This is a genomic window from Streptomyces sp. NPDC032198 (assembly GCF_040636975.1).
In the GTDB taxonomy this organism is placed as follows: Bacteria; Actinomycetota; Actinomycetes; order Streptomycetales; family Streptomycetaceae; genus Streptomyces.
Map to the genome: position 1 here is coordinate 570163 of NZ_JBEZVL010000006.1, position 17539 is coordinate 587701.

The 17539-nt window shown below is 70.7% G+C and carries 15 protein-coding genes; 8 read left to right on the plus strand and 7 right to left on the minus strand.

The annotated features are described in order from the left end of the window. Positions 1 to 22: 22 nt before the first annotated feature. The 3 genes from AB0E78_RS19345 to AB0E78_RS19355 form a co-directional block, all read right to left on the minus strand. On the minus strand, positions 23 to 1384 hold the full coding sequence (locus AB0E78_RS19345; protein ID WP_361833743.1) for an extracellular solute-binding protein: 1362 nt from the start codon (positions 1382 to 1384) through the stop codon (positions 23 to 25). 210 nt (positions 1385 to 1594) lie between these two features. After that, a complete protein-coding gene (locus AB0E78_RS19350) occupies positions 1595 to 2281 on the minus strand; it encodes a response regulator (protein ID WP_361833745.1) in 687 nt (228 codons plus the stop codon). Next, positions 2278 to 4002: a sensor histidine kinase gene (locus AB0E78_RS19355; RefSeq protein ID WP_361833747.1), complete on the minus strand. Its 1725-nt coding sequence runs from the start codon at positions 4000 to 4002 to the stop codon at positions 2278 to 2280. The genes AB0E78_RS19350 and AB0E78_RS19355 overlap by 4 nt, the downstream gene beginning before the upstream one ends. Before the next feature lie 181 nt (positions 4003 to 4183). Here AB0E78_RS19355 and AB0E78_RS19360 point away from each other — a divergent pair, with 181 nt between their 5' ends. After that, positions 4184 to 5578, plus strand: coding sequence for a cation:dicarboxylase symporter family transporter (locus AB0E78_RS19360; protein WP_361833823.1), 1395 nt, complete (start codon positions 4184 to 4186; stop codon positions 5576 to 5578). On the opposite strand, the gene AB0E78_RS19365 is transcribed toward AB0E78_RS19360, so the two are convergent. Beyond that, entirely contained in the window at positions 5575 to 6213 is a 639-nt protein-coding gene (locus tag AB0E78_RS19365) for a TetR/AcrR family transcriptional regulator (RefSeq protein ID WP_361833749.1), read from the minus strand. The two genes, AB0E78_RS19360 and AB0E78_RS19365, sit on opposite strands and share 4 nt — an antisense overlap. A 127-nt stretch (positions 6214 to 6340) precedes the next feature. On the opposite strand from AB0E78_RS19365, the gene AB0E78_RS19370 reads away from it, so the two are divergent. From AB0E78_RS19370 to AB0E78_RS19400, 7 genes are all read left to right on the plus strand, one after another. Continuing rightward, positions 6341 to 8056, plus strand: a complete 1716-nt coding sequence (locus AB0E78_RS19370; RefSeq protein WP_361833751.1) for an MFS transporter — start codon at positions 6341 to 6343, stop codon at positions 8054 to 8056. Between the two features lie 129 nt (positions 8057 to 8185). Beyond that, positions 8186 to 8413, plus strand: coding sequence for a hypothetical protein (locus AB0E78_RS19375; protein ID WP_361833753.1), 228 nt, complete (start codon positions 8186 to 8188; stop codon positions 8411 to 8413). After that, on the plus strand, positions 8410 to 8919 hold the full coding sequence (locus tag AB0E78_RS19380; RefSeq protein ID WP_361833755.1) for a hypothetical protein: 510 nt from the start codon (positions 8410 to 8412) through the stop codon (positions 8917 to 8919). The genes AB0E78_RS19375 and AB0E78_RS19380 overlap by 4 nt, the downstream gene beginning before the upstream one ends. Before the next feature lie 161 nt (positions 8920 to 9080). Then, positions 9081 to 9998 (plus strand): SGNH/GDSL hydrolase family protein, encoded by a 918-nt coding sequence (locus AB0E78_RS19385; protein WP_361833757.1) that lies wholly within the window; start codon positions 9081 to 9083, stop codon positions 9996 to 9998. Positions 9999 to 10050: 52 nt separating this feature from the next. After that, on the plus strand, positions 10051 to 10443 hold the full coding sequence (locus AB0E78_RS19390) for a MerR family transcriptional regulator (RefSeq protein ID WP_361833759.1): 393 nt from the start codon (positions 10051 to 10053) through the stop codon (positions 10441 to 10443). 36 nt (positions 10444 to 10479) lie between these two features. Next, the gene (gene trxA / locus AB0E78_RS19395) at positions 10480 to 10818 is read left to right on the plus strand and encodes a thioredoxin (protein ID WP_361833825.1); all 339 of its coding nucleotides are present in this window, start codon (positions 10480 to 10482) and stop codon (positions 10816 to 10818) included. Positions 10819 to 10975: 157 nt separating this feature from the next. Continuing rightward, the gene (locus AB0E78_RS19400) at positions 10976 to 13222 is read left to right on the plus strand and encodes a helicase (protein WP_361833761.1); all 2247 of its coding nucleotides are present in this window, start codon (positions 10976 to 10978) and stop codon (positions 13220 to 13222) included. Here AB0E78_RS19400 and glgB read toward each other — a convergent pair. From glgB to AB0E78_RS19415, 3 genes are all read right to left on the minus strand, one after another. Continuing rightward, positions 13197 to 15431, minus strand: a complete 2235-nt coding sequence (gene glgB / locus AB0E78_RS19405) for a 1,4-alpha-glucan branching enzyme (protein ID WP_361833827.1) — start codon at positions 15429 to 15431, stop codon at positions 13197 to 13199. The genes AB0E78_RS19400 and glgB overlap by 26 nt on opposite strands. A gap of 149 nt (positions 15432 to 15580) precedes the next feature. After that, positions 15581 to 17002 (minus strand): maltokinase, encoded by a 1422-nt coding sequence (locus AB0E78_RS19410; protein WP_361833763.1) that lies wholly within the window; start codon positions 17000 to 17002, stop codon positions 15581 to 15583. Positions 17003 to 17122: 120 nt separating this feature from the next. Continuing rightward, positions 17123 to 17539 (minus strand): alpha-glucosidase C-terminal domain-containing protein (locus AB0E78_RS19415; RefSeq protein ID WP_361833765.1); only part of this gene is annotated, 417 nt, incomplete at its 5' end.

A 17539-nucleotide genomic window follows, 5' to 3' on the forward strand; every position in this document is an offset into this window, starting at 1 on the left:
ACCCCCACGACATACCCTCCGTCTACTTCTCGATGACCTTGCCGTTGGTCGCCGCCTTGACCTCGCTGTCGTATCCGCTCGCCGCCTCGTCCACGGACCCGTCGCCCGTCGTGACCTTCTCCATGGCCTCCTGCACGGCCGTGGACACCTTCGGGTACGCCGGGTACGCCGGCCGGTAGTGCGTCGTGGGCACCAGGTCGGTGAAGAACTTCAGGCCGGGCTGCGCCTTGAGGTACGCGGGGTCGGCGGCGACGTCCTTGCGGACCGCGATGCCCGAGTTCGCCACGTACCACTTCTGGGCGTTGGCCTTGGTCTGCATCTGCTCGATGAACTTGAACGCCAGGCCGGGGTTGGACGCCTCGGACGGGATCGCCCAGGTCCAGCCGCCGGACATGCTCACCTTGCCGGGAGCCTGGCCGTTCTGGGTCGGCATGTGGGCGAGGCCCAGCTTCTTCGACCACTCGGGCCACTCGTGGCCAGCGCCCTTGCCCCAGTCCTGCGGCAGCCAGGAGCCGTCGAGGTTGATGCCGAGCTTGTCCTCGGGGAGCAGCTCGCCGCGCACCCGGGTCGCGAAGTTCGGGTCGAGGGCGTCGGAGACGTCAGGGCCGAGCTTCTCCTTGTAGACGGTCTCGACGAACTCCAGGGAGTCCTTGAAACCCTGGCTGCCGGTGACCCACTTCTTCGACCGCGAGTCGTACATCGGGTCCTCGCCCGTGCCGTACAGGAGCATCTCCATGCCCTGCATGGTGGCCGCCTCGCCCGCGGGCTTGCCCGTGTAGACGTTCATGGGCGTGACGCCGGGGACCTTCTTCTTGATGGTGCGCGCGGCCTGCAGGATCTCGTCCCACGACTTCGGCTGCCAGTCGGCGGGCAGCCCGGCCTTCTTGAAGATGCTCTTGCTGAACCAGAGGCCGCGGGTGTCGGTGCCGTCCGGCACGCCGTACGTCTTCCCGTCCGCCGCCTTCGCCGCCGACTTGGACGTGCCGATGAACTGGTCCCAGTCCTTCCACTTCTTCAGATACGGGTCGAGCGGCTTCAAGTACCCGCTGGTGATGTCCGAGTTGATGAGGAAGGTGTCCTCGTAGACCAGGTCGGGCGCGGTCTTCGAGGAGCGCATCATCTGCTGCAGCTTGGTGTAGTACTCGGAGTCCGGCGCCTTGATCGGCACCAGCTTCACCTTCTTGCCTGGGTTCGCCTTCTCGAACTGCTTCTTGATGTCCGCCAGGAAGGTGTCCATGACCTTGACCTGGTTGTCCGTGGACTGCTTGAAGGAGACCTTCACGGTGTCCGGGTCGTCGCCGGAGTCCCCGCCGCACGCGGTGAGGGTGGCGGCGGCGACCAGGGCGGTGGCGAGGAGCAGAGGGGTGGTGGGACGCACGGGCACGACCTCCTACTGGCCGACACGGCCGGGTAACCACGCAGGGCGCAACGCGGGGCTGCCCGGTGAACGTAAGGGCGGGCTCGGAGCAAGGTCAATGCCCGTGCGTCGCCCCTTGTCATCAACGTGACAACGTTGTTATTGGAGGCGGCGCCAGGGCGTTACCGGGGTGCCCGCACAGTGACAATCGGCGTACCCCGGCGGGGACTTGAGGGCTCAGGTGTTCGACGTCAGCCAGCGGTACGCGTACTCGGGGCGGCCGACGTGGCCGTACTGCGGGGTGCGGGCGGCGCGGCCCGTGGTGACCAGGTGCTCCAGGTAGCGGCGCGCGGTGATGCGGGAGATGCCCACGGTCTCGGCGGCGGCAGCGGCGGTGACACCCTCGGCGGGCGCGTCGCGCAGGGTGCGGGTCACCCTCTCCAGGGTGGGGCCGCTGAGCCCTTTGGGCAGAGCGGCGGGGCTGGGCGCACGCAGGGTGGCCAGGGCGCGGTCCACCTCGTCCTGGCCGGTGGCCTCGCCCGCGGCGGCGCGGAACTCGGCGTAACGGGTGAGGCGGTCGCGGAGGGTGGCGAAGGTGAAGGGCTTCAGGACGTACTGCACCACGCCGAGGGAGACGCCCTCGCGTACGACGGTGAGATCGCGGGCCGAGGTGACGGCGATGACGTCCGTGCGGTGGCCCGCGGCGCGCAGGGTGCGGGCCAGCTGGAGGCCGTGGCCGTCCGGGAGGTGCAGGTCCAGGAGGAGGAGGTCCACCTCGGTGCGGTCCAGGGCGCGTTTCGCCTCGGCGGCGCTGTGCGCCTTGCCCACGGCGTGGAATCCGGGGATGCGGTTCACGTAGAGGACGTGGGCGTCCGCCGCCACGGGGTCGTCCTCCACGACCAGGACGCGGATGGGCTCTGTCATGTGGTGCCTCCGTCTGCTGCGTCCCCTGCGCCGGACGCCGTACGGGACGTCTCTGTACGGGACGCCTCGGTACTGGACGCCTCCGTACGGGACGCCTCGTCACCGGCACCCGGCCCCGTCGGAGCGGTCGCCGTCCGGAGGCGGACCTCGAACTCCGCGCCACCCCCGGCCGCCTCCCGCACCTTAAGCGTCCCCTCGTGCTTCGTCACCGTCTGGTGGACCAGGGCCAGGCCGAGGCCGCGGCCCGCCGTGGCCTTCGTCGACCAGCCGCGCCGGAAGACCGCCTCCGTGTGGGCGGGGTCCACGCCGGGGCCCGTGTCGGACACCCGCAGCGTCAGTCCGGCCCCGTCCGCGCGTGCCGTCACCGTCACGCGGGCCGCGGGGGAGCCCTGGGCCGCGTCCACCGCGTTGTCGATCAGGTTGCCGAGGACCGTCACCAGGTCACGCGCGGGCAGGTCCGCGGGCAGCATCCCGTCGTCGATGCTGCTGTCGGGGGAGACGACGAGCTCCACGCCGTGTTCGTTGGCCTGGGCCGCCTTGCCCAGGAGGAGCGCCGCGAGGACCGGCTCGTTCACGGCCGCGACCACCTGGTCCGTCAGCGTCTGGGCCAGCTCCAGCTCGGCGGTGGCGAAGTCGACGGCCTCGTCGGCGCGGCCCAGCTCGATGAGGGAGACCACCGTGTGGAGGCGGTTCGCCGCCTCGTGGGCCTGCGAGCGCAGCGCCCGCGTGAAGCCGCGTTCCGAGTCCAGCTCACCGGTCAGCGCCTGGAGCTCGGTATGGTCGCGCAAGGTGACCACCGTGCCGCGTCGCTCGCCGCTCGACACCGGTGAGGTGTTGACGACGACCACCCGGTCCGCCGTCAGGTGCAGCTCGTCCACCCGCGGCTCGGCCGCGAGCAGCGCGCCCGTCAGGGGCGCGGGAAGGCCCAGCTCGGCGACGTTCCGGCCGACCAGGTCACCCGATACGCCGAGCAGCTCACGCCCCCCGTCGTTGATGAGGGCGATGCGCCGCTGCCCGTCCAGCATCAGGAGCCCCTCGCGCACCGCGTGCAGCGCGGCCTCGTGATAGTCGTGCATGCGGCTCAGCTCGGCGGCGTTCATGCCGTGGGTGTGGCGGCGCAGGCGGGCGTTGATGACGTAGGTGCCGAGTCCGCCCAGCGCGAGCGCGCCCGCCGCGACGCCCAGCAGGGTGAGCAGCTGGCCGCGCGCCTTCTGGCTGATCTCCTCGATGGTGATGCCCGCGCTGACCAGACCGGTGATGCGGTCCGTGCCGTCGTCGGCCAGGATCGGCGTGACCACGCGCACCGAGGGGCCCAGCGTCCCCGTGTACGTCTCGGTGAAGGTCCTGCCCCGCAGCGCGTCCGCCCGGTGGCCGAGGAAGCGCTCGCCGATCCGCTCCTTGTCGGGGTGCGTCCAGCGGATGCCGTCCGGGTCCATGATCGTGACGAAGTCGACCCCGGTGTGGCGTCGTACGTCGGTGGCGTACGGCTGGAGGAGCTTCGTCGGATCCTTGCCGCGCGCGGCCTCACGTACCGAAGGGGAGTCCGCGACCGCCCGTGCCGCGGCCGTCGCCTGCCGGCGCGCGCCCTCCTCGGCCTGCTGCCGGTCGCTCAGGAACGTGAACAGTGCACATCCGGCCACCACGACGGTGACCAGGACGATCTGCATCGCGAAGAGCTGCCCGGCGAGGCTGCGGGGCCGGGGCGGGCGGGCGAGGGACATGCTGCCAGTCTGCCTGGCCGTATAAGTGCGAACTAAATGAACGCAAGGGTGACCGCCCTCACAGGGCGAGAGATAGTCACCCGAGATTCGCCTGCCCAGGACGTGAGCCGCACGCACTGGCCGAAAACGCCGACGTAGTCGTTCAAGGAGGGCCCTCGTGGCCGACACCACCGACAGCCAGGTGGCCAAGGCTCCCGCAGCCAAGCGGGACCGAACCCACTATCTGTACATCGCCGTCATCATCGCCGTGGTCCTCGGTATCGGTGTCGGTCTGCTCTTCCCCGACTTCGCCAAGGAGCTCAAGCCGGTCGGCACCGGCTTCGTGAACCTGATCAAGATGATGATCTCGCCCATCATCTTCTGCACGATCGTCCTGGGCGTCGGCTCGGTCCGCAAGGCCGCCAAGGTCGGCAAGGTCGGCGGTCTCGCGCTCGGCTACTTCGTCGCGATGTCGGTCGTCGCGCTCGCCATCGGTCTGCTCGTCGGCAACATCCTGCACCCGGGCTCGGGCATGGACATCTCCGACTCCGAGAAGGGCGCGGGGCACGACGCGGCCGAAGAGGCGGACAAGGGTCTCGTCGACTTCGCGCTCGGCATCATCCCGAAGACGCTCGTCTCCGCCTTCACCCAGGGCGAGGTGCTGCAGACGCTGCTCGTCGCGCTGCTCGTGGGCTTCGCGCTGCAGGCCATGGGCCGTTCCGGGGAGCCGATCCTGCGCGGCATCGGGCACATCCAGAAGCTGGTCTTCCGCGTGCTCGGCATGATCATGTGGGCCGCCCCGGTCGGCGCGTTCGGCGCGATGGCGGCGGTGGTCGGTGAGACCGGCACGGATGCCCTGAAGGCTCTTGCCACGATCATGATCGGGTTCTACGTCACCTGTGCGCTGTTCATCCTGATCGTGCTCGGTACGCTGCTGCGCCTGGTGACCGGCGTGAACCTCTTCAAGCTCCTGAAGTACCTGGGCCGCGAGTTCCTGCTGATCCTCTCCACCTCCTCCTCCGAGTCCGCCCTTCCGCGGCTCATCGCGAAGATGGAGCACCTGGGCGTCAGCCGCCCGGTCGTCGGCATCACCGTCCCCACGGGCTACTCGTTCAACCTCGACGGCACGATGATCTACCTGACCATGTCGTCGCTCTTCATCGCCGAGGCGATGGACCAGCCGCTCGGCATCGGCGAGCAGATCTCGCTGCTCCTGTTCATGATGATCGCGTCGAAGGGCGCGGCCGGTGTGTCCGGTTCCGGCATCGCGGTCCTGGCCAGTGGCCTGCAGTCGCACAAGCCGGCCCTGGTGGACGGCGTCGGCCTGATCATCGGCGTCGACCGCTTCATGAGCGAGGCGCGCGCCCTGACCAACTTCGCGGGCAACGCGGTCGCCACGCTCCTGATCGGTACGTGGACCAAGGAGGTCGACCGGGAGCGCGTCGACCTGGTGCTTGCCGGGAAGCTGCCGTTCGACGAGAGGACGCTGCTCGACGAGGACGCTCCCGAGCCCGAGCCGGCGGGCGCGGGCCAGGAGACGGCGGACGGCGTCCCGTCGCAGCCGGAGAGCAGCGAGAAGAAGTCCCTGACGGCTTAGCCGTCGGTGGTCGCGGCCCTTCGGTCGGCGACCCTCGTCACCAGCTCGGTGGCTTGTGAGGCGGGCAGGCCCGCCGCGGTCAGAAACGTGATCGCGGTGGACCTGCCCGCCTTTTCCGCTGGTACGACACCGTCGTTGACGGCCTCCATCATGGCGAACAGGATCCCTTCGAGCACGTAGCCGAGCGCCCGCGTCGGCAGGGGCGACACGAACGTGCCGTCCTCCAGGCCGCGTCGGAACATCTCCATGCCCGAGTCGTGGACGCGGCCGAGCCGTTCGCGGATGCCGCTCATCGTCACGCTCCGCTGGGCGAGGGAGAGCAGCAGGCGGTAGCGGTCGGCGACGTCATAGACGGCGAGCAGCGAGCTCGCCACCGCCTCCGCGGGATCGTCGATGCCCTCGCGGCCCGCCGCGTGCGCGCTCTCCACCGCCTCGACGGCACGCTCCACGATCGCCTCGATCAGCGCGTCACGGCTGGGGAAGTGCCCGTACACCGTCCGTCGCACCACGCCCGCGGCGCGCGCGATCTGGTCCATGGACGCGTCGGGGTCGCGCAACAGCTCCGCGACGGCGACGTCAAGGATGCGGCGGCGGTTGGCATCAGCTCGGACGCTGCTCGCTGGGCGGGGGTTCATGGCCCCATTCTGCCCACTCCACCGGTCCTCCGGTCACCCCACTTGCACAAAGATGTGCAACATCGATACCTTGCACAGCAGTGTGTAGTTGCACATGACTGTGCAAGATGGGATGGGTGGAATCGAGATGCCTCTGCTGATCAAGGAACCGGTCGAACGGATGGACCGTCCGTACGCCCGCCGCTGGTGGGCCCTGGGTGTTCTCTGTCTGAGTCTGCTGATCGCCGTGATGGCGAACACCGCCCTGACGGTGGCCGCGCCCGACATGACCATGGACCTCGGTCTGTCCAGCGCCGATCTGCAGTGGGTCATCGACGCCTACACCGTCCCGTACGCCGCGCTGATGCTGCTGCTCGGCGCGATCGGCGACAAGTACAGCCGCCGGGGCGCGCTGGTGCTCGGCCTGGTGATCATGTCCGTCGGCGCCGCCGCGGGTTCGGTGGTGGACAGCTCGACGGCGGTCATCGTGGTCCGCGCGGTGATGGGCGTGGGCGCGGCACTGATCATGCCCGCCACGCTGTCGCTGCTCGCGGCGACCTTCCCGCGCGCGGAACGGGCCAAGGCGATCACCATCTGGGCGGCCACGTCCGGCATCGCGATCGCCGCGGGCCCGCTGATCGCGGGCGCGCTGCTCCGTGACAACGGCTGGCACGCGACGTTCCTGATCAACATCCCGGTGGCCGTGCTCGCGATCATCGGCGCGTTCGTCCTCGTGCCGCCGTCGAAGGCGGCGCAGCACGGCCGCATCGACTACGTGGGCGGACTGCTCTCGGTCGTCTGGGTGGGCTCCCTGATCTTCATGATCATCGACGGCCCGCACTTCGGCTGGGGCGTGCGCGCGGTCTCCGCCGCCGTGGTGGCCGGTCTGGGCCTGATCGCCTTCGTCGTCTGGGAGTTGAAGCACCCGCGCCCGGTCCTCGACGTGCGCAAGTTCACGCAGCGTGGCTTCGCGGGCTCGAACCTGGCCGTGGCGCTCTTCTTCCTCGCGGTGTTCGGCGCCTTCTACTTCCTGACCCAGCACCTCCAGTTCGTCCTCGCATACGACCCGCTGGAGACGGGCGTCCGCATGCTGCCGCTGGCCGGTGCGGTGTTCGTGGGCTCGGCGGTCACCGGGATCCTCGCCCCGCGCATCGGCGGCAAGATCATGGTGGTGGCGGGCATGGTCGGCGGCACGGTGGCGCTCGCGCTCCTGACGCAGATCGACGCGGGCTCCACGTACGCGGACTTCGTGGCGCCGCTGATCATCCTCGGCCTGTCGCTCGGCTTCGCGGTCTCGCCGTGCACGGACGTCATCATGGGCGCTTTCCCCGAGTCGGAGCTCGGCGTGGGCGGCGCGGTCAACGACACCTCGCTGGAGCTCGGCGGCTCGCTCGGGATCGCGGTCCTCGGCTCGGTCCTGGCGGGGTCGTACTCGTCGAAGCTGGCCGACGGGGCATCGGGCAGCAAGCTTCCCGCGTCCGCGCTCGACACGGCCCAGGACTCCGTGGGCGCGGGCAACGGCGTGGCGCAGGGCATCGCCGAGCAGGCGCGTGAGCTCTCGGAGAAGGCGGCGGGGGCGTCGTCGCCCCAGGAGGCGGCGCAGCTCAAGTCGCAGGCGCAGGAACTCGCCGGGGGCGCGCACCAGATGGCTGACGCGGTCGGCTCGGCGTTCTCCGACGCGGTGGCCCACACCAGCCTCGTCGGTGCGGTGATCCTGGGCGTCGGTACGGTCGTCGTGGCGGTGCTGCTGCCGGGCCGCCGGAAGGCGGCGGCGGTGACGGAGACCGAAGATGCCACGGAGGCTGCTGAGGCCACGGAGGCCTCCGGTGCCGTGAAGGCCCCCGAGGCCGCCGGTCGCCGGTAGTCGAGGAGCGACGCTTGAGGCTGTCCGGTGGCCCGCCGGATAGCCTCAAGGGAAGCCGGACACGGGGAAACCCGGGAACGGGCCAACGGGGAACGGGCCAACGGGGAACGGGTAAAGGGGGCGGAGGTCATGGGTGCCAAGCCGAGGCGAGCCGCCATCGGGGACATGTGGATCAACTGCCAGGTCTGCAAGGGGGATCTGTTCCGTGACCGGGAGGTCAAGCTCAACAGCTCCGGCATGGAGCTGATGAACCTGGCATGGGCGAACGAGTCGGCGACCGGCCTCATCTGCTGGCGGTGCGGTTACGTCCAGCTCTTCGTGAACCGCGAACTCCGGTTGTACCGAGCGGACAAGTGACCCCGGCGGAGGGCGGCGGCTGCGTCGCCTGCGACCTCACCGACGGCACCCGCCCGCTGCCCGGCGGCACCCTGCTGCGGACACCGCACTGGACCGTCGAGCACTGCGTGGGCCCCCTGGGCGTCGGCACCCTCGTCGTGAAGCCGCTGCGGCACATCACCGGCGTACACGAGATGAGCGCGGGCGAGAGCGCCGGGCTCGGGCCGCTGCTGGCCCGCGTGACCTCCGCCCTGCGCACGGCGGTCGGCGAGGAGTGCGAGCAGGTCTACGTCTGCCTCTGGTCCCACCACGGGCGCGTGCCCGGTCACATCCACTTCGTGGTGCAGCCCGCCCGTACGTCCGACATCGACCGGCACGGCGCCGCGTACGGGCCCGGCCTCCAGGTGGCGATGTTCGCCGAGGGCGCGGAGCCGGAGCCGGAAGCGGTGGCGGAATTCTGCGCCCGGGTAAGGCGCGTGCTCGGTGAGGGTTCCTCCATCCAGGTGGGCCCGTGCGCAAAGTGTTGACTCTTGTTCAAACCTGCCAGTAACTTCAGCGTTGCACCACTGAGAACCGCCGAAAGCCGCTGAAGCCTGCCCAAATCACCCCCACGGCATGGTTGTTGGCGCTCGTGGCTTGCTCGCTCCTCTCCGGGACCGCCCCCCATCGGATTCAAAGGAGACTCCAGATGGTGATCCGCGCACGCGCCCACTTCCTCTCCCGCACGACCGGGCCCCGCACCCGTGCCCTGCGCCTGGCGGCGGCACTCGCCGCCGCCGGGACCGCCACCTTCGGCCTGGCCGCCCCCGCCCAGGCGACCGGCGGCGACCCGCTCGACTACGTCGCCCTCGGCGACAGTTTCAGCGCCGGGTCCGGCGTCCTTCCGCTCGACCCGACCGCGCCTCTCCTCTGCGCGCGCTCGACGGCCAACTACCCGCACGTCGTGGCGAAGCGCACCGGCGCCCGGCTCACCGACGTGACTTGCGGCGGCGCCCAGACCAAGGACTTCGCGGGGTCGCAGTACCCCGGTGTCGCCCCGCAGCTCGGCGCGGTCGACGCCGACACCGATGTCGTGACGCTGACCATCGGCGGCAACGACAACAACACCTTCATCAGCGCGATCCTTGCCTGCGGCTCCGCCGGGGTGCTGTCCGGCGGCAAGGGCAGCCCCTGCAAGGACGCCAACGGGGACAGCTTCACGAAGCAGATCGACGCCAACACCTACCCGGCGCTGAAGACCGCCCTGCGAGCGGTCAAGGCCAAGGCCCCGCACGCGCGCGTCGGCGTCCTGGGCTACCCGTGGATCGTGCCGGCCAAGGCCGACCCCGGCTGCTTCGCCAAGATGCCGATCGCCACCGGGGACGTGCCCTACCTGCGGGACCTGCAGGCCCACCTGAACAAGACCGTGCAGCGCGCCGCCTCCGAGACGGGCGCCACGTTCGTCGACATGGCCGCCGCCTCGGAGGGGCACGACGCCTGCAAGCCGCAGGGCACGCGCTGGATCGAGCCCGTGCTGTTCGGCACCAACTTCGTCCCGGTCCATCCGAACGCCCTCGGCGAGTCCGGGATGGCCGACCAGGCCATCGGCGTACTGAAGCTGGGCTGACCCCGGATCCACGCTGGCCTTGACGCCTGCGTCAAGGATTACCGTCGTACGCATGCGCATCGGCGAACTTGCGGAGCGGGCCGGCACCACCACGCGGACCCTTCGGTACTACGAGTCACGGGGGCTGCTGCCCGCTCGTCGCAGTGGCAACGGCTACCGCACCTACGACGAGGACGACGTCCGTCTCCTGGAGCAGATCAGGACCCTGCAGGACTTCGGGTTCGATCTGGAGGAGACGCGGCCGTTCGTGGAGTGCCTGAGGTCGGGGCACCCGGCGGGCGACTCCTGCCCCGCCTCCCTCGACGTGTACCGCCGCAAGCTCGGCGAACTCGACGCTCTGATAGGCGAGTTGACGGCGGTGCGCGAACAGGTCGGTGCGCAGCTCGTACGGGCCGAGGCGGCGATTCCGGGGGGCCCGGAGCCTCGGTGCGAGCTGACGGACTGACGTACGCGGGGACGGACAGGGGACGGAAGCATGGCGATGGTCAAGGTGGACGGCGTGGCCGAGGTGACGGACGCGGACTTCGAGGGGGAGGTGCTCAAGGCGGAACGGCCGGTGCTCGTGGAGTTCGGGGCGCAGTGGTGCGGCCCGTGCCGGCAGCTCGCGCCGGTGCTCGGCGAGATCTCGCGCGAGGAGGCGGACCGGCTGAAGATCGTGCAGATGGACGTGGACCACAACCCGCGGACGGCGATCGCGTACGGGATTCTGTCGGTGCCGTCCCTGGTGGTCTTCCGCGGCGGTGAGCCGGTGAAGTCCATGGTGGGCGCGCGCCCCAAGCGCAAGCTGCTGGCCGAGCTGGCCGAGGCCGAAGTGCTCTGACAGGGAACCCGCACGCGGAAAGAGAAATACCCCGGACGAATTGACGTCCGGGGTATTTCTCTGCGTATATTGGATCCTTTCGCGACCACTCTGTCATTTAGGCATGACGGGATCGCGAGAATCTGTATAAGAGCACTGTAACTGGCGAGGGGCTGAATTGTCAACCGAGGAATTGCGGGAAGAGCAGCAATTCGTCTCCGGGCTGTACGCGCGCCTCGACGCGCTGCGCGAGGAGGCGGAGGCCGCCGTGCATGCGTCGTTGACGCAGGTCGGCAATGGTCTGCAGGCCCGGCTTGAGCGTGACGTCCTGGTGGCCGAGCGGTCCGGACTGCTGGCCGCCTTCAACGCGGGAGAGAACGGGCTCTGCTTCGGGAGGCTCGAATTCCGCGACGGCCGTGATCACCACATCGGGCGCATCGGAATCCGCGCGTCCGACATCGAACGCACCCCACTCGTGATCGATTGGCGCGCGGACGTCGCACGCCCCTTCTACCTCGCGACCGGTCATACGCCGATGGGGCTCCGCCGGCGCAGGCACATCACCACGGAGGGCCGCGACGTGACGGCCCTGCACGACGAGATCCTCGATCTCGGCGACACCACCCGCACCGGGCACGAGGGCGCGGACGCCGACGAGGTGCTGCTCGCCGCGCTCGACTCGGCCCGCACCGGGCGCATGCACGACATCGTGCAGACCATCCAGGCCGAGCAGGACCGCATCATCCGGGCCCCGCACCACGGCGTCCTCGTCGTCGAGGGCGGCCCCGGCACCGGAAAGACCGTCGTGGCGCTGCACCGTGCGGCGTTCCTCCTCTACGCCCACCGCCAGCTGCTCGCCAAGCGCGCGGTCCTGATCGTCGGCCCGAACCCCGCCTTCCTCGGCTACATCAGCGAGGTGCTGCCCGCGCTCGGCGAGACGGGCGTGCTCCTCTCGACGGTCGGCGAGCTGTTCCCCGGGGTGCGTGCCACCGGCACCGACACCCCCGAGGCCTCCGAGGTGAAGGGCCGCGCGGAGATGGCGGACGTGCTCGCCGCCGCCCTGCGCGACCGGCAGCAGACCCCCGAGCCCGGCGCCCCGCTGATCATCGAGCACGACGACGGCGACCTCGTCCTGGACTGGACGATCGCCCAGGAGGCGCGCGAGGCGGCCCGAGAGGCGGACGTCCCGCACAACCTCGGCCGGCCGCACTTCGCCTTCCGCATCATCGACATGCTCACCGAGCAGCTCACCGAACGGCTCGGCGCCGACCCGTACGGCGGCCCGAACTTCCTCGGCCCCGACGACGTGGCCCAGCTCGGCAAAGCGGTCGCCGCGAGCCCCGAAGTGCACGCGGCCATCGAGGAGTTGTGGCCGCAGCTCACCCCGGAGGGCTTCCTCGCGGACTTCCTCCAGGAGCCGACCCATCTGTCGGACGAGGACGCACGCACGATCCGGCGCCCGCGCGGCGGAGCCTGGACGGCCGCCGACGTCCCGCTGCTCGACGAGGCCGCCGAGCTGCTCGGCAGTGACGACAGCGCGGCACGGGCGATGGCGGAGGCCGAACGGGCCAAGCAGATCGCCTACGCGCAGGGCGTCCTCGACGTGTCGTACGCGTCCCGTACCTACGAGTTCGAGGACAAGGACGACGACGAGTCCGAGGTCCTGCTCGCGCACGACATCATCGACGCCGAGCGGATGGCCGAGCGCCAGGAGGAGGCCGACCACCGCAGCGCCGCCGAGCGCGCGGCGGCCGACCGGACGTGGGCCTTCGGGCACATCATCGTGGACGAGGCGCAGGAGCTCTCCGCCATGGCCTGGCGGCTGCTGATGCGGCGCTGCCCGACCCGCTCGATGACGCTGGTCGGCGACCCCGCGCAGACCGCCGAGGCGGGCGGCTGCGGCTCCTGGGAGACGATCCTCTCCCCGTACGTCGAGGACCGCTGGGAGTACACCCGGCTCGGCGTCAACTACCGCACGCCGGTGGAGATCATGGACGTGGCCGCCGAGGTGCCCCGCATGGAGTACCCCGAGTTCCAGCCGCCGAGTTCGGTGCGGTCCACGGGCGTGCTCCCCTGGGCGCGCCGCACCGACGACCTCGCCGCGGCCGTGGCCGACGCGGTGGCGGCCGAGACACGGGACGACGGCCGCCTCGCGGTGATCGCCCCGCGCGAGCTGCATGCGGAGCTCGCCGGAAAGCTCCCCGGTGTGACGGCCGGGGAGGCCCCGGACCTGACGCGGCCGGTCGTCATGATCGACCCGCGTCAGGCGAAGGGCCTTGAGTTCGACACGGTCCTGGTCGTGGAACCGGGCCGCTACGGCACGAGCGACCTGTACGTGGCCCTGACCCGGGCCACGCAGCGCCTCGGCATCCTGCACGCCGAGGAGCTGCCGGTGGCGCTCAAGCAGGTCGCAGCCACACCGTAGCCAGCGGTGGCAGGGTGAGGCGGATGGACGCGGGGCGGCCGTGCGACGCCACCGGCTCGGGCTTGACGGGGTCCGGGTTGGTGACGTCGCCGCCGCCGTAGGCCCCGGCGTCCGTGTTCAGGACCTCGTGCCAGGCGGTGAACTCGCCGGGCACGCCGAGGCGGTACTCGTGCCGCACCACCGGCGAGAAGTTCGAGATGGCCAGGAGCGGTGCCTCGTCCGTCTCCTCGTCGGCGTACCGCAGGAACGCGAAGACGTTGTCCTCGGCCGCGTCGCCCTCGACCCAGGCGAAGCCGCCGGGGTCGGTGTCGCGCTGCCAGAGGGCCGGCTCACGGCGGTAGACGGTGTTCAGGTCGCGCACGAGATCGCGTACGCCCCGGTGGTCGGCCTCCGCCCCGTACGCCGGATCGAGCAGCCACCAGTCGGGGCCGTGCCCCTCCGCCCACTCGGCGCCCTGGGCGAACTCCTGCCCCATGAAGAGGAGTTGCTTGCCCGGGTGGGCCCACATGAAGCCCAGGTAGGCGCGATGGTTGGCGCGCTGCTGCCACCAGTCGCCGGGCATCTTCGACACCAGGGACTTCTTGCCGTGCACGACCTCGTCGTGCGAGATCGGCAGGACGTAGTTCTCGCTGTACGCGTACACCATCGAGAACGTCATCTCGTTGTGGTGGAACTTGCGGTGCACGGGCTCCTTCGACACGTAGTCGAGCGAGTCGTGCATCCACCCCATGTTCCACTTCAGGCCGAAGCCGAGCCCGCCGAAGCCGCCGGGGCCCTGGTGGTGCGTCGCGCGGGTCACACCGTCCCAGGCCGTGGACTCCTCGGCGATCGTGACGACGCCGGGCGCGCGGCGGTAGACGGTGGCGTTCATCTCCTGGAGGAAGGCGACGGCGTCCAGGTTCTCGCGCCCGCCGTGCGCGTTCGGCGTCCACTGGCCGTGCTCGCGCGAGTAGTCCAGATACAGCATGGAGGCGACGGCGTCGACGCGCAGGCCGTCGATGTGGAACTCCTCGCACCAGTAACTGGCGTTCGCGACAAGGAAGTTGCGAACCTCCTTGCGGCCGTAGTCGAACTCCAGGGTGCCCCAGTCCGGGTGCGCCGCCCGGTCCGGGTCCTCGTGCTCGTACAGCGTGCGTCCGTCGAACTCCGCGAGCGCCCAGTCGTCGCGCGGGAAGTGCGCGGGCACCCAGTCCATCAGGACGCCGATGCCCGCCCGGTGCAGCGCGTCGACGAGGTACTTGAAGTCGTCGGGTGTGCCGAGGCGGGCCGTCGGCGCGTAGAAGCCGGTGACCTGGTAGCCCCACGAGCCGCCGAAGGGATGCTCGGCGACCGGCATCAGCTCGACGTGCGTGAACCCCAGGTCGGCGACGTACGCGGGCAGCTGCTCGGCGAGCTGTCGGTACGTCAGGCCGGTTCGCCAGGAGGCCAGATGGATCTCGTACACGGAGAGCGGTGCCTGGTGGACGGGCACCTCCGTCCGGCGCACCAGCCACTCCGCGTCATGCCACTCGTGGTGCGACTCGTGCACGACCGACGAGTTCGCGGGCGGGGTCTCCGTGCGGCGGGCCAGCGGGTCGGCGCGCAGCGTCTTCGAGCCGTCGGGCCTGGTGATCTCGTACTTGTACAGCTCGCCCTCGCCGACGGACGGCACGAACAGCTCCCAGACGCCGCTGCCGCCCAGCGAGCGCATCGGGAACCCGGTGCCGTCCCAGAAGTTGAAGCTCCCCACCACGCGCACACCCAGGGCGTTGGGCGCCCACACCGTGAAGCGGGTCCCGGTCGCTCCCTCGTGCACCATCGGGCGCGACCCGAGCGCGTGCCACAGCTGCTCGTGCCGGCCCTCGCCGATCAGATGCAGGTCGAGCTCGCCGAGCGCGGGCAGGAAGCGGTACGCGTCGTGGATCTCCAGCTCGGCGCCCTCGTACGTGATGTGGAGCCGGTAGTCCTCGGGGACCTCGCGCAGCGGGAGCACCCCGGAGAAGAACCCGTCCCCGTCGTCCCGCAGCTCCGCCCGCAGGTCCTTGGCGACGACGGTGACGGAGCGTGCGTACGGCCGCAGCGCGCGGAAGGCGATGCCCTCGGGCACGGCGTGGGCGCCGAGCACGCCGTGCGGATCGTGGTGCGTGCCGCCCAGGAGACGGGCACGGTCGTCCTGGGGGACGGGCGACTCGGGAGGCCCGGCCTTGGGCTGCTTCGACGGGTCGGGCAGCTTCGGCTGCTTCGGCTGCTTCTGCCGGGGCGGCTGGGGCGCCCGGCTGGCGGGCTCCGGCTTCCGCTTGCCCTTCTTGCTGGCCTCGTCGGACGGTTTGCGCGGCTGCGGGCGGGGGGTCACGGGGGAGCCTCCAGGGCGATGGCGGGTCAGTTCTCTTCGGTGGCGGGGCCGTTCGTGGCGAGGCGTTTGATCGCGGCGAGGGGGACGGGGAGCCAGTCGGGGCGGTGGCGGGCCTCGTAGAGGACCTCGTAGACCGCCTTGTCCGTTTCGTAGGCGCGCAGCAGGACCGGGTCCATGCGCGGGTCGAGGCCGGTGACCTCCGCGTACCCCGTGCAGTACGCCGCCCGGCAGTCGCCGGCCCACTGGGGCGCCCACGGCTCGTGGGAGCGTCCCGCGTAGTCGAAGGACCGGAGCATGCCCGCCACGTCCCGCACCGGCGGCTGCGGCATCCTGCGCTCGGCCAGCGGACGTGACGGCTCACCCTCGAAGTCGATGAGCGACCACTCCCCGGCGGGCGAGCGCAGGCACTGCCCCAGGTGCAGGTCACCGTGGATGCGCTGGGCCGTCCAGGTCTCCTCGCCCCGCCCCAGGTCGGCGAGCGCCTCGAAGGTGGTGCGCAGGGCGGGGGCGTACGGCTGCAGGGCGGGCACCGCCTTGGCCGCCGTGTCCAGGCGGTCGGCCATGCCCTCGGCGATCAGCTCCAGCTGGGCGCGGCCCAGCGTGACGGTGGGCAGGGCGCGGGCCAGCGCCTGGTGCACCTCGGCGGTCGCCCGGCCGAGTGCCCGCGCCTCGCCGCTGAAGTCGCGCCCCGCGGCGAGCTCCCGCAGGGCCAGCTCCCAGCCGTCGGACGTGCCCTTCAGGTAGGGCTGGAGCACGCCCAGGACGTTCACCTCGTCGGCAGCGTCCGCTCCGGCCCCCAGGAACCAGGCGGCGGGAGCGGGCACGCGCGTACAGCCCTCGCGGGCCAGCATCAGCGGCAGTTCCAGGTCGGGATGGGCCCCGGGCACGACGCGGCGGAACAGCTTCAGGATGAACGTGTCCCCGTACACCAGCGAGGAGTTGGACTGCTCGGCGCTCAGTACGCGCGGTGCGAGATCCGCGGCTATCTCCATGCGCGGGTCGCGCTCGAAGCGGAGCTTGCCGACGCGTGCCCGCATCCGCAGCGCCTCAAGGAGGAACCCGGTCATACGGGAGTCGTGCAGTGCTTCGTAGACCGTGAACCCGGTGAGCGGCCCCCGCGTCACATGCCCGATCAGCGCGGGGGCGAGCCGCGGCGGCAGCTCGCGCCGCACGCCGAGGAGGAGTTGGTAGCAGTCGCCGGGATGCGGCGGCGGGCCGCCCGCCTGCGCGGGCACCTGCGGCTGCCGGACCCGTACGAGCAGGTGCAGAAGGCCCGACTCGGAGGTGGGGGGCAGCAGTTCGGTCGCCGAGTGCACGGTGAGCTCGGCGAGGGGACGGCCTTTGCCCGCGAACCAGCGCTGTCGTGGCAGCCACGCGCGCAGCAGCGGATCGAGCGAGGCGAGCAGCGCGTCCGCGGTGATGCCCGGGCGGGTGACGGCTTCCGACATGGCGTCGCGTCCTTTCCGCGGTGCGGACAAGGGAGGAGTGCGGGAGTGCCGGTTGTGCGGGGAGAGTTCCCAGGGCGGGGCGGTGGAAACCGCCCCGCACCGGAGTCGCAGGGGTGGAGACTACGCCTGGTCCCTGCGCAGCCGGAACCAGTAGAACCCATGTCCGGCAAGAGTCAGCAGGTAGGGAAGCTCACCGATGGCCGGGAAGCGCACCCCGCCGATCAGCTCCACCGGGTGCCGTCCGTTGAAGGTCTGCAGATCCAGTTCCGTCGGCTGCGCGAACCGCGAGAAGTTGTGCACGCACAGCACGAGGTCGTCCTTGTACTCGCGCAGGAACGCGATCACCGCCGGATTCGACGACGGAAGTTCCGTGTACGAGCCGAGTCCGAAGGCGGGGTTCTGTTTGCGGATCTCGATCATCCGGCGTGTCCAGTGCAGCAGTGAGGAGGGGGAGGACATGGAGGCTTCGACGTTGGTGACCTGGTAGCCGTAGACCGGGTCCATGATGGTGGGGAGGTAGAGGCGTCCGGGGTCGCA

Excerpts from the sequence above, each read along its gene's own strand:
- AB0E78_RS19370 (WP_361833751.1), top strand. The coding sequence starts at position 6,341 with ATGCCTCTGCTGATCAAGGAACCGGTCGAACGGATGGACCGTCCGTAC.
- AB0E78_RS19365 (WP_361833749.1), bottom strand. The coding sequence starts at position 6,213 with ATGAACCCCCGCCCAGCGAGCAGCGTCCGAGCTGATGCCAACCGCCGC.
- trxA (WP_361833825.1), top strand. The coding sequence starts at position 10,480 with ATGGTCAAGGTGGACGGCGTGGCCGAGGTGACGGACGCGGACTTCGAG.
- AB0E78_RS19350 (WP_361833745.1), bottom strand. The coding sequence starts at position 2,281 with ATGACAGAGCCCATCCGCGTCCTGGTCGTGGAGGACGACCCCGTGGCG.
- AB0E78_RS19375 (WP_361833753.1), top strand. The coding sequence starts at position 8,186 with ATGGGTGCCAAGCCGAGGCGAGCCGCCATCGGGGACATGTGGATCAAC.
- AB0E78_RS19410 (WP_361833763.1), bottom strand. The coding sequence starts at position 17,002 with ATGTCGGAAGCCGTCACCCGCCCGGGCATCACCGCGGACGCGCTGCTC.
- AB0E78_RS19390 (WP_361833759.1), top strand. The coding sequence starts at position 10,051 with ATGCGCATCGGCGAACTTGCGGAGCGGGCCGGCACCACCACGCGGACC.
- AB0E78_RS19355 (WP_361833747.1), bottom strand. The coding sequence starts at position 4,002 with ATGTCCCTCGCCCGCCCGCCCCGGCCCCGCAGCCTCGCCGGGCAGCTC.
- AB0E78_RS19385 (WP_361833757.1), top strand. The coding sequence starts at position 9,081 with ATGGTGATCCGCGCACGCGCCCACTTCCTCTCCCGCACGACCGGGCCC.